The 11,500-nt window shown below is 56.9% G+C and carries 14 protein-coding genes; 13 read left to right on the top strand and 1 reads right to left on the bottom strand.

Features of this window, described 5'->3' with window-relative positions; translation table 11 throughout:
• Nucleotides 1-14: 14 nt before the first annotated feature.
• Both AR456_RS10670 and AR456_RS10665 read left to right on the top strand, forming a co-directional pair.
• A complete protein-coding gene (locus tag AR456_RS10670) occupies nt 15-668 on the top strand; it encodes a cytochrome c oxidase assembly protein (protein ID WP_021817408.1) in 654 nt (217 codons plus the stop codon).
• Entirely contained in the window at nt 665-1,528 is an 864-nt protein-coding gene (locus AR456_RS10665; RefSeq protein WP_021817409.1) for a cytochrome c oxidase subunit 3, read from the top strand. Before AR456_RS10670 ends, AR456_RS10665 begins: the two co-directional genes overlap by 4 nt.
• A gap of 84 nt (nt 1,529-1,612) precedes the next feature.
• Here the strand turns inward: AR456_RS10665 and AR456_RS10660 are convergent, their stop codons facing one another.
• A complete protein-coding gene (locus AR456_RS10660) occupies nt 1,613-1,807 on the bottom strand; it encodes a DUF2909 domain-containing protein (protein ID WP_021817410.1) in 195 nt (64 codons plus the stop codon).
• Here AR456_RS10660 and AR456_RS10655 point away from each other — a divergent pair.
• From AR456_RS10655 to pheS, 11 genes are all read left to right on the top strand, one after another.
• Nucleotides 1,806-2,582: an SURF1 family protein gene (locus AR456_RS10655; RefSeq protein WP_236995498.1), complete on the top strand. Its 777-nt coding sequence runs from the start codon at nt 1,806-1,808 to the stop codon at nt 2,580-2,582. The genes AR456_RS10660 and AR456_RS10655 overlap by 2 nt on opposite strands.
• Nucleotides 2,579-3,181 (top strand): hypothetical protein, encoded by a 603-nt coding sequence (locus tag AR456_RS10650; RefSeq protein WP_021817412.1) that lies wholly within the window; start codon nt 2,579-2,581, stop codon nt 3,179-3,181. Before AR456_RS10655 ends, AR456_RS10650 begins: the two co-directional genes overlap by 4 nt.
• Nucleotides 3,171-4,241 carry a COX15/CtaA family protein gene (locus tag AR456_RS10645; protein ID WP_021817413.1) on the top strand — a complete coding sequence of 357 codons (1,071 nt, stop codon included), beginning with the start codon at nt 3,171-3,173 and terminating at the stop codon, nt 4,239-4,241. Before AR456_RS10650 ends, AR456_RS10645 begins: the two co-directional genes overlap by 11 nt.
• A complete protein-coding gene (cyoE, locus tag AR456_RS10640; protein ID WP_021817414.1) occupies nt 4,234-5,139 on the top strand; it encodes a heme o synthase in 906 nt (301 codons plus the stop codon). The genes AR456_RS10645 and cyoE overlap by 8 nt, the downstream gene beginning before the upstream one ends.
• Nucleotides 5,140-5,298: 159 nt before the next feature.
• Nucleotides 5,299-5,766, top strand: a complete 468-nt coding sequence (locus AR456_RS10635; protein WP_021817415.1) for a DUF2489 domain-containing protein — start codon at nt 5,299-5,301, stop codon at nt 5,764-5,766.
• A gap of 316 nt (nt 5,767-6,082) precedes the next feature.
• On the top strand, nt 6,083-6,892 hold the full coding sequence (locus AR456_RS10630) for an OmpA family protein (RefSeq protein WP_021817416.1): 810 nt from the start codon (nt 6,083-6,085) through the stop codon (nt 6,890-6,892).
• Between the two features lie 263 nt (nt 6,893-7,155).
• Nucleotides 7,156-9,054 carry a threonine--tRNA ligase gene (gene thrS, locus AR456_RS10625; protein ID WP_021817418.1) on the top strand — a complete coding sequence of 633 codons (1,899 nt, stop codon included), beginning with the start codon at nt 7,156-7,158 and terminating at the stop codon, nt 9,052-9,054.
• A gap of 64 nt (nt 9,055-9,118) precedes the next feature.
• Nucleotides 9,119-9,658 (top strand): translation initiation factor IF-3, encoded by a 540-nt coding sequence (gene infC, locus AR456_RS10620; protein WP_081694565.1) that lies wholly within the window; start codon nt 9,119-9,121, stop codon nt 9,656-9,658.
• Nucleotides 9,659-9,745: 87 nt separating this feature from the next.
• Complete coding sequence (gene rpmI / locus AR456_RS10615; protein WP_021817420.1) at nt 9,746-9,940, top strand: 50S ribosomal protein L35; 195 nt, start codon at nt 9,746-9,748, stop codon at nt 9,938-9,940.
• Nucleotides 9,941-9,975: 35 nt separating this feature from the next.
• On the top strand, nt 9,976-10,329 hold the full coding sequence (gene rplT / locus AR456_RS10610; protein WP_021817421.1) for a 50S ribosomal protein L20: 354 nt from the start codon (nt 9,976-9,978) through the stop codon (nt 10,327-10,329).
• A gap of 125 nt (nt 10,330-10,454) precedes the next feature.
• Nucleotides 10,455-11,474: a phenylalanine--tRNA ligase subunit alpha gene (pheS, locus tag AR456_RS10605; protein ID WP_021817422.1), complete on the top strand. Its 1,020-nt coding sequence runs from the start codon at nt 10,455-10,457 to the stop codon at nt 11,472-11,474.
• Nucleotides 11,475-11,500: the final 26 nt, after the last annotated feature.

Below are 11,500 nucleotides of genomic sequence, written 5' to 3'. Positions count from 1 at the left end.
AGGAGAGTGTCGCTATGGAGTCAAACGACAGAAGACCTCAGGTCCGTCGTACTGTGGCGCGAACACTAGTGGTACTGGCGGGAATGTTCGTCTTCGCTTTCGCGCTGGTGCCACTCTATGACGTGTTCTGTCAGGTGACGGGACTCAATGGCAAGACCTCGACCACAGCGCAGGCGTTGGCCAACCAGGATGCTGATATGAGCCGCGAAGTGAATATGCAGTTCATCACTCGAGCCAGCGCAGGACTTCCCTGGAAACTCGAGGCGCATACCCGCCAGGTGAGGGTGCATCCAGGCGCCAGCGTCGAAGTGCACTTCACCTTTACCAATCTCAGTGATCGAACCATGGTGGCGCGAGCAGTGCCTAGCGTTACTCCGTCCGAAGCATCTCTCCACCTCCGCAAACTGGCATGTTTCTGTTTCCAGAATCAGGAATTGGGGCCGGGTGAGAGCTTCAAGGCACCCTTGATCTTCCAGCTGACTCGCGATCTGCCCCAGGAGGTCAATACCGTCACTCTGGTCTACACCTTGCATCCGCAGGATTCCGGACCACAGCAGGCTCGAGTCGGTAAAACGCTGCTCGACCAGGCGGTGGTAGGGCATTTCGATTCGCTGAAGCTGACCGCTGACAACAGCATTAGTCAGGTTTACGCAGGAGGTGGTACATGAGCGGTGGAAGCTATTACGTACCTGCAGCCAGCAGATGGCCGATTCTAGCCTCTCTGGCGTTGGGGTTGATGATGGTTGGAACCGGAACCTGGCTGGTGCACGGCAGTGTTGGAAAGCCGATCATGCTGGCCGGGCTGCTTGCCATCCTGGCGGTGATGACGTTCTGGTTCCGCGATGTGATCCGCGAATCGATGCAGGGGCTATACGACAGTCAGATGGATCGTTCCTTCCGCTGGGGAATGGCGTGGTTCATCTTCTCCGAGGTGATGTTCTTTGCTGCGTTTTTTGGCGCGCTGTTCTACGTGAGAACCTTTGCTCTGCCATGGCTCGATGGTGAGGGGGCCAAGGGAGTCACTGCGTTGTTGTGGCCGGACTTTACCGCCAGCTGGCCGTTGATGAACCCACCGGATCCTTCGATTTCGGGCCCGAAGGAGGTCCTCAGCCCCTGGCAGCTACCGCTGATCAATACGGTGCTGTTGGTCACGTCGAGTATTACGCTGACGTTCTCCCACGAGGCTCTCAAGAAGGGTGACCGTTATGGGGCTCACACCTGGCTGGTGGTGACGGTGTTGTTCGGTGTGACCTTCATCGCCGTTCAGGGCATCGAGTATTACGAAGCCTGGAATCATTATGGACTGACGCTACAGGCAGGTATCTACGGTTCTACCTTCTTCATGCTCACGGGGTTTCATGGGCTCCACGTCATTATCGGCACCATCATTCTTTTCGCCATGCTGCAGCGCGTGAAGCGTGGGCATTTCGATAACCACAATCATTTTGCCTTCGAAGCTGGAGCCTGGTATTGGCACTTCGTCGACGCTGTCTGGATTGGCCTTTTCATCTTCGTTTATGTCTTTTGAATGCAGTACAGGTTGTTTCAGAAAAGGCGCTCTTGAGAGCCAGGCCGGATGATAGCTGGCCCGGCTCCTGCCACCAGGGGGGAATCAACCGCCCAGGTGCCCACTGAGAAAGCCATAGCCCAACAGGATCAGCATGAGTGCGGCGAGGCTGACACGAATCTTCAGAGAGGTGAGCAGGCGACGCGACTGACTGTCGTCCTTGAGCAGAAAGCCAGCTCCGGCAGCAAGGCTCGCCAGCATGGCGGCAAATACAACGGCGATCAGGATCTTGAGCAACATGGTAAGAGTCCGTTCAGAGGCAATGTCAGGGCAACCGAGGGTGCGTCGTCGGGGTCGGCTGATGATCTGGTGTGTGCTGTGCAGTCTACTGATGACGCTCGGTATCTGTCTTGGACTATGGCAGTGGCACAGGGCTGCCGACAAGCGTGAATGGCTGGAAGCCATGGCCAATGCCCCTCAGGTAGAGTCCCCGCGTGAGTTGCCCAGCGAGGGCAGTGAGCTGGTGGTCGAGGGGCATTTTCTGGGCAAGGAGACCCTGTTTCTTGATAACCGTACTTTGGATGGACGACTTGGTGTAGGAGTGTTGACGCCGCTGGTGGATGACTACGGTCAGCGCTGGCTGGTGGACCGCGGGTTCCTTGAAACCGGAATGTCGCGGGCAACGCCTGAAGTGTCGACGCCCGAGGGACGAGTGCGAATCACCGGTGAGTGGCAGGCTGATGGCCGTCAGGCGCCAGTATTTGGTGATGCACTGGAAGGACGCCGTCTGCAACAGATCGAGCCGGCAGCATGGCCTGCTGGCTTCCGTTTTGACGGCTGGCTGCACCAGGCCAGTGGTGCAGGCCTGTTACCCATCTGGTGGACACCCAATGTCATGCCGCCGGAACGACACACTGCCTATGCCGTGCAGTGGTGGTCGTTGGCAATGGTGGCTTTGATTGCACTGGTACTTGGTGCCAGGCGCTTGCAGGCAGATGCTCGTCCCTCTGTTACTGACCGCGGGATAGCCCCAACGGCCAATAAATATACCGAAGCCAGGGAGGTCCGGAAATGATCGATTCGGCACGCGCCAAGCTGTTGGCTCTGATTGCGGTTTTTGCTCTACCCATGGTGGCTGCCTGGGTAATGGTGAATTGGCAGTTGGGCATCCCTGATAGCAGAACGGCTCACGGCAACCTCGATGTTGGGCTCCCGATGCTTGGTGAGTGGCCTATCGATCAGCTTCACAAGGAGGGAGCTGGTGACTGGGTAATGGTTTATGACTGCGGACAGGGCTGCGCCGAGGATGCTGACCGCTGGTGGCGATTGCATCGAGCGCTGGGGCGCAACGCTCATCGACTGAGCCGAGTGCGAATCGGTGGTGAAAGCAAGGCGCTGCCTGGTGAATATGTCGCGCATTGGCAGCAGCAACCTGCATGGGCAGATGAAGGTCGTGTGTGGATCGGTGACCCGGAAGGCAGGGTAGTCCTTGAGTATTCCTCGGAGATCGAGACCGCATTGGTTCTGGATGACATCGAAAAACTGTTCAAGATGAACCCGGAGCCTGAGTTTGCTCCGCTGGACGAGAACTCCCGGGAGTTCTCGGCCGAAGTCGAGTCAGCTGACTCCAGAACGGCCAGGTCTGTCGAGCAGGGAGAGCGCCATGAAAGCTGAAGCCACTGCTGCAGTAGCGCTGTCGAAGCGCGTGACATTGTTGCGTACTCTGAGTCTATGTGGCGCGCTGTTTTCCGTGGTGGTGATATTGGCGGGCACCTGGACACGCCTGTTGGATGCCGGCCTCGGCTGTCCCGATTGGCCAGGATGCTACGGCGCCATTGTGGTCCCGAATGCAGAGGTTGCCAGTCAACACGCTTCCGGAGTTCCTCTGGAAGCCTCCAAGGCGTGGATGGAAATGATCCACCGCTACCTTGCGACCACATTGGGCTTGCTGGGTTTGGCGCTGGTAGTGATTGGTTGGAAGTTGCGGCATCAGCATAACTTTCCCTGGCGGCTGATTGTCATGTTGTTTGCGGCCTTGATGATACAGGGAGCTTTTGGTGCCTACACCGTTACCCTCAAGCTCTGGCCCCAGGTAGTTACCTTGCATCTGCTGGGCGGTATCTGCGTGCTGACACTATTTTTCTGGTTACATCTGCGTCTGAGGCGCTTCCATCAGCAGCGTCGCCTGGTATCGGCTCCCATGGGGCGCCTGTGGTGGCTGGCTGCGCTCCTGCTGGTTACGCAACTGGCGCTGGGAGGCTGGACGACGAGCAACTATGCCGGGCTTGCCTGCCAGGGGTTTCCGACCTGCAATGCCCAGTGGTGGCCGGAAACTGACTGGGGAGAGGGGTTTCATCTCACTCAAACGGTTGGGCCCAATTACCTCTATGGACAGCTGCATGTGGAAGCGCGAAGCACCATTCACCTTGCCCATCGATTAGGGGCAGGTGCGTTGGCGATTGCGTTGATGGTGCTGGTCGTTTGTCATTGGCGTTATGCGGGCGTGCGCCCATGGTTGGTAAGCCTGACCGCGGCGCTGATGCTGCAGGTTGCGTTGGGTATCGCCAACGTACTGTTGTGGCTGCCGTTGGGGCTGGCGCTGCTGCACACGGCTGGTGCTGTATTGCTGGTGTTTGCGTTCAGCCTTGTCAGTTGGAAACTGCGCCATCCGCTGGTCGCCAATGTTCGGGTTGCCCAGTCACTCGGTAAGCGCGGGGGGTGGCTCCATGCGTGAAGCCTTGTCTTTACCGTCGGCCTCCGCGCTTGAGGTCTGGCGTGATCTCATGGCGCTATGCAAGTGGCGCGTGGTGTTGGTAATGCTGGTATGTGCGCTGGTCGGGATGTTGTTGGCGGCTCCGGTTCCAGCGCCCAGTGCCGTGATCTTTGGGATCTCTGGTATCGGTCTCGCCGCGGCCGGAGCAGCGGCGATCAACCATGTTGTTGATCGGCGCCTGGATGCTGTAATGCAGCGTACTGCCCGACGGCCGTTGGCTAGCGGACGAATGCCATGGCCACTCGCGCTCGGGTGGGCGTTGCTGTTGAGTGGAGCGGGTATTGCGCTGTTGGCGACGACGGTGAATGCTCTGACCGCGTGGCTGACGTTGGGGTCGCTGGTGGGATATGCGCTGATCTATACCGTTTTTCTCAAGCGTGCTACCCCGCAGAATATCGTGATCGGCGGTGTCGCCGGCGCAGCGCCTCCCTTGTTGGGTTGGACGGCGGTGACGGGCACATTGAGTGCCGAACCGTTATTGCTGATGTTGATTATATTTGCCTGGACGCCTCCGCACTTCTGGGCTCTGGCAATCTACAAACGGGATGAGTATGCAGAGGCAGGGATACCGATGCTGCCTGTCACCCATGGTGACGACTTTGCGCGGTTACAGGTGTGGCTGTATGGCTGGCTGACGGTCGCGGCGACCTTGATGCCATTCTCTATTGGAATGAGCGGCTGGTTATACTTGATCGGCATCAGCTTTCTGAATATTCGCTTCATGATATGGAATCTGAGGGTATGGAAAGGGCGTGATGCGCAAGCGCCATTGCGGGCATTCTGGTTCTCCATTCACTATTTGTTGGGCGTGTTCGTGCTGCTGCTGGCTGACCACTATCTGGTGTCGCTTGCTGGCTGAACGCTTTGTTCATCCGCTCGTCCGCTGATCCGTTCTTCTGATCTTCTGATCTTGTGATCGCCGCAGGTCATCGTTTGGGATGATTCCTACAAGGTTGTGGGGTTTCTCTTGCAGTAAGGTTGTGTAGAATGCCAAGCTTTTGAACTAGTGGGGGAAATCATGTCCACATCCGTAGCGCTGAGCCTGCTTGGCATCGGGCTGGTCGTGATTGTTGCACTGGCGTATTACGCGGTCACCCTGCATAAGGAAGTGGGGCGGCGCGAGATCTTTCGGCGCAATGAAGACCGCCGTGCACGCGATAATGCACTGGAGAATCTCGAGTTGGTTGCATCTTCGTTGGTGCAGGAGCAAGTGGATGTCACCGAAGGTTGCTGGCGTTGCAAGGTGTTGCTGGAATTGCTTGATTCGTCGTTGTTGGAGCGCAGTGAGTTTCGGGTGTTTGTCGAGGTTTATGAACAGACTCGACACCTGCATACCCATGATGCGCGCAAGCAGTTGACGGCAAGACAGCGCTTCGACGAGGACCGCCATAGATTGGAGGTTGAGGACCGGTATCGCCAGCAAGTGCTCGAGGCTGCAAAGTCAGTACTGGATTTTCGAGCTCGTTATCCAGAGAGTCTTACTTGAATCAATGCGAACACTGTTCGAAGATGTAAATGTGCAGGTATACTTGTAGTGGTCTATTGATGGCGTGATATGGAAACGTCATCATTGGTTCGCACAATGGTTTAGCTGCTGTGTGGTACCGCTATACGGCAAAAGTTGTTGTGAGAGGCGTGAAGTTCCGGGCCGCAGGGCTGGTCAGGTACTATATTTCATGCTTATCTTGCCATAGGGGAATTAGGGTACCTATCCTGTTTCTCGTCCGGCACAACATTGGACCCGCTGAAGAACAGGGTTACCCGGTATTCAGCATTGAGTGTCAAAAAAGAAGGAGTCTTACATGAAAAAATCAACGACTGGCTTGCTGCTCGGATCTGCTCTGGTTGTCGGCCTGTCCGGCTGTGCCAGCTCAGGTTCATCCTCTGACATGAGCTCCAACGCCGACAAGGCCTGGTATCAGCATCCGCTGGTCTGTGGCGTTGCTGGTGGTCTGATCGGTGGTGGTATCGGTTACGGTACTTCCGGCGACAGCGACGAAGACACTGGCGCTGCTGTTGGCGCTACCATCGGTACTGTTGCTGGCGCCCTGCTGTGTGCAGAGCCCAACAAGGAGCCGGTAGCTGCTGCTCGCGTCGACTCCGACGGTGATGGCGTCTACGACGAGAATGACCAGTGCCCCGGTACCCCGGCTGGCGTTGCTGTTGACGCAGTAGGCTGCCCGCTGGATTCCGACGGTGACGGCGTGCCGGACTTCCAGGACCAGTGCCCGGGTACTCCGGCTGGTGTGAAGGTCAACGCTCTGGGTTGTGAAGATAACCTGGTACTGCGTGGCGTTCACTTCGAGTTTGATTCTGCCAAGCTGACTCCGGAAGCTGAGCAGGTTCTGCTGGGTGTTGCTGAGCCGCTGCGCAACAACTCCAACGTTGGTGTTGTGATCGAAGGCCACACTGACTCTACTGGTGCTGCTGCGTACAACAAGCAGCTGTCTCAGGAGCGTGCTGCTTCTGTTGCTCGCTTCCTGGCCAGCCAGGGCATCGACCCGAGCCGCATGCGTGCTGTTGGTTACGGCGAAGAGCAGCCGGTTGCGTCTAACGACACTGACGCTGGCCGCGCTGAAAACCGTCGCGTTGAGCTGGGTGAGTGGCAGTAATTCTGTCCTGACTCTTGTCTCTACCGGCCCCCGGGCCGGAGCGATGAAAAACGGGGCGCCTTCGGGCGCCTCGTTTTTGTTTGTGGGTGGTCGCTGGGCATCGGTACTTCCGCCCGGTGTGATTGTCGATAAGATGGCAATCCCGATGGCGCTCGAAGCCCCGTTTCTGGTACGCTATGCCGCTGTTTGAACTCCTCGAATCCATCTGATGGCAGCATGTGGTCCCTGGTATGGATCACCACTGTTGCACAAGGACAGCTTTCATGCCCATCGTGACACTGCCTGATGGCAGTCAGAGAACCTTTGACGAACCCTTGAGCATCATGGACCTGGCCGCAAGTATCGGTCCGGGACTGGCCAAGGCCTGTATTGCCGGCCGAATCGACGGTGTGTTGGTCGATGCCGCAGACGTGATCGAGCGTGATGCGCGAGTTGATATCATCACTGCACGTGATGAAGACGGTCAGGAAATCATCCGACATTCCTGCGCTCACTTGATCGGCCACGCCGTCAAGCAGTTGTATCCGGAAGCACACATGGCCATCGGGCCTGTGATCGAGGATGGCTTCTACTACGATATCGATTTCGGTAAATCGGTGACTCCTGAAGATCTCGAAGTCATCGAAGCGCGTATGAAACAATTGATCGACGAGGAATATGACGTTGTTCGCGAGTACGTTGATCGCGACACGGCGTTGGCTACCTTTGTCGATCGTGATGAGCCCTACAAACAGGAAATCGTCAGTGCGATTCCCGAGGGCGAGACCATTCGTCTCTATCATCATCAGGAATACACGGATATGTGTCGTGGCCCACACGTGCCCAATACACGACACCTCAAGGCATTCAAGCTGACCAAGCTGGCCGGGGCCTATTGGCGTGGCAATGCCGAAAACGCCATGCTGACTCGTATTTACGGCACCGCATGGGGAGACAAGAAGCAGCTCAAGGCGTATATCCAGCGCCTTGAGGAAGCCGAAAAGCGCGACCACCGTAAGTTGGCTCGTCGTCTGGACCTGTTCCATATGCAAGAAGAGGCGCCAGGGATGGTGTTCTGGCACCCCAATGGCTGGACGCTTTGGCAGGTCGTTGAGCAGTACATGCGTGGCGTCTACAAGGCAGGCGGATATCAGGAAATTCGTTGTCCGCAGATCATGGATGTTTCGTTGTGGAAGAAGTCCGGCCATTGGGATAACTATGCCGATGGCATGTTCTTCACTGAGTCGGAAAAGCGAGAATATGCTCTCAAACCGATGAACTGCCCGGGACATGTCCAGGTCTTCAATTCAGGGTTGCGAAGCTATCGCGAGTTGCCGGTTCGTTTCGGGGAGTTCGGTGGTTGCCACCGAAATGAGCCGTCCGGCGCGCTGCATGGTATCATGCGTGTACGAGCCTTCACTCAGGACGATGGTCACGTATTCTGCACCGAGGCCCAGGTCGAATCGGAAGTCACCGACTTCCATCGGCAGGCGCTAAAGGTCTATAGTGACTTTGGTTTTGATGACATTGCCATCAAGATTGCTCTGCGTCCGGATAAGCGGATCGGTGATGATGAAGTCTGGGACCGTGCTGAAGATGCGTTGCGTAGTGCCTTGAAGGCATGTGACGTTGAATGGCAGGAACTGCCGGGTGAAGGCGCCTTCTATGGTCCCAAGATCGAGTATCATATGAAGGATTGCCTGGGGCGCGAATGGCAGGTCGGTACCATGCAGGTCGACTTCATGATGCCTACTCGCCTGGGTGCCCAGTATGTGACCGAAGAGGGCGAGCGCAAACCTCCGGTCATGCTCCATCGTGCCATCGTCGGCTCCATGGAGCGCTTCATTGGCATCCTGATCGAGCACTATGCTGGTGCCATGCCGCTGTGGCTGGCTCCAGAGCAGGCAGTGGTGATGATTATCACCGATGCTCAGCGAGATTATGCCGAAGCCTTGACCTCTCGTTTGCAGAATCTTGGCCTTCGCGTCAAGTCGGACTTGAGGAACGAGAAGATCGGCTTTAAAATCCGCGAGCATACGTTGCAGAAGGTCCCTTATCTCCTTGTCGTCGGAGATAAGGAAGTCGAGGCCGACTCGGTGGCTGTGCGCACGCGCAGCGGTGAGAATCTGGGCACCATGACGGTGGATGCCTTCATCGAGAGAGTCCAGGCCGAGCGGTATTGAGGGTAGGCGGTCATGTGGCCGCCGCCTGTTCGACATCTTCCTAAGCTAAAGTGGAGACGCAACCATCAAGCGTAGCAACCCCAGAGGACGCCCCCAGGAAAAGCGTCCGCCAATGAACGAGCGCATCACCGAGGATCAGGTTCGCCTGATCGCGAGCGACGGCGAGCAGTTGGGCATCGTGGATACCAGCGATGCTCTTGAGCGTGCCGAAGCTGAGGGGATGGATCTCGTACAGATTTCCAATGCCGATCCGATCGTTTGCAAGATCATGGATTACGGCAAGTTCGTATTCGAGCAGAAGAAACAGAAGGCTGCTCAGAAGAAGAAGCAGAAGCAGATTCAGGTCAAGGAAGTAAAGTTCCGGCCTGGCACCGACGAGGGAGACTATCAGGTCAAGCTGAAAAACCTGATTCGTTTCCTCGAAGGTGGCGACAAGGGCAAGGTCACCCTGCGTTTTCGTGGGCGTGAAATGGCGCACCAGGACCTCGGCCGCAAGCTGATGGAACGCATTGCTGCAGATCTCGAAGAGATCGGCACAGTGGAAGCCTTCCCCAAGATGGAAGGGCGCCAGATGATCATGATCATTGCCCCCAAGAAGAAGTGATCCGACGGCCAGACAAACGGGTCGTCAGTTGAAGAACTGGCGATCGGCCCCGGGTTTTCTAAAAAATATCGAGCGGAGTTTATCCTCATGCCGAAGATCAAAAGCAACAGTGGCGCAGCCAAGCGCTTCAAGAAGACTGCTAATGGCTTCAAGCACAAGCAGTCCTTCCGTAGTCACATTCTGACCAAGAAGTCCACCAAGCGTAAGCGTCAGCTGCGTGGCATGCAGCAGATTCACGATGCCGACAAGGCACTCGTGCGTCGCATGCTGCCGTACATTTAACCCTTGGTGTAACTAGATAAAGTCAGGAGAGTGCTATGACTCGTGTCAAGCGTGGTGTCGTCGCCCGTCGTCGTCACAAGAAGATTCTGAAGCAGGCCAAGGGTTACTACGGTGCCCGTTCGCGCGTTTTTCGCGTGGCCAAGCAGGCCGTCATCAAAGCCGGTCAGTATGCGTATCGTGACCGTCGTCAGCGCAAGCGTCAGTTCCGTGCCCTGTGGATCCAGCGTATCAACGCCGGTGCCCGTCAGCATGGTCTGTCCTACAGCCGTTTCGTTGGTGGCCTGAAGAAGGCTGGTATCGAAATCGACCGTAAGGTGTTGGCTGACCTGGCCGTTCACGAGAAGGCTGCTTTTGCTGCCATCGTGGAAAAGGCCAAGGCTGCCCAGTAAGCGCGTCCGATTAGCGCATCGTACCCTCAGGGGTACTGAAGCATGATCGTCCCAGGGGAAGAGCAGCCGCTCTTCCCCTGTTTTTTTGTTTCCACTGCAAGATCAACCACATCGGAGCTCTACGGATGGACCATCTACCTGTATTGGTTCAACAGGCTCGCGAGGCCATCAAGGCCGCAGACAACATGGTGGCGCTCGACGAGATTCGGGTGCGTTATCTGGGCAAGAAGGGCGAGTTGACGGCGCTGCTCAAGGGGCTCGGTAAGCTGCCACCTGAAGAGCGGCCTGCGGCCGGCGAGCAGATCAACCAGGCGAAGCAGGCGCTGGCACAGGAACTCGAGACACGCCGCGATACTCTGGCCAGGGCAGAGCTCGATGCGCGCCTGGCGGATGAGCGGGTTGATGTCACGTTGCCAGGGCGTGGTCAGCCTGCTGGCGGTCTGCATCCCGTGACTCGTACTCTCGAACGTATCGAGTCGCTGTTCCGGCGCATTGGCTATGACGTTGCCGTTGGCCCGGAGCTCGAGGATGACTACCACAACTTTGAAGCCCTGAATATTCCGGCGCATCACCCTGCGCGGGGGATGGCCGACACTTTCTATTTTGATGCTACTCGACTGCTGCGTACCCATACGTCTCCGGTGCAGGTGCGCACCATGAAGGCGGGTGAGCCGCCGATTCGCATCGTTTGTCCGGGGCGCGTGTATCGCAGTGATTCGGACCTGACCCATACTCCGATGTTCCATCAGGTGGAGGGTCTGTTGATTGAGGAAGGTGTCAGCTTTGCCGACCTCAAAGGCACCATCGAGGATTTTCTGCACGCCTTCTTTGAGCGTGATGACCTTTCGGTGCGTTTCCGCCCGTCGTATTTTCCGTTCACCGAGCCGTCTGCCGAAGTCGATATCGAATGCGTGATGTGCTCTGGCGAAGGTTGCCGTGTGTGCTCCCAGACTGGTTGGCTCGAAGTCATGGGCTGTGGAATGGTGCATCCGGAAGTATTCCGCCATGGCGGTATTGATCCCGAGCGCTATACCGGCTTTGCCTTCGGTATGGGGGCGGAGCGTTTGGCCATGTTGCGCTATGGCGTCAACGACCTGCGCCTGTTCTTCGAAAATGATCTGCGTTTCCTCAAGCAGTTTCACTGACATTCGCCAGCAACAGACGTAACAGG

The organism is Halomonas huangheensis, assembly GCF_001431725.1.
GTDB lineage: Bacteria > Pseudomonadota > Gammaproteobacteria > Pseudomonadales > Halomonadaceae > Halomonas > Halomonas huangheensis.
The sequence above is the reverse complement of the archived record's forward strand: the minus strand, read 5'-3'. Positions and strand labels throughout refer to the sequence as shown.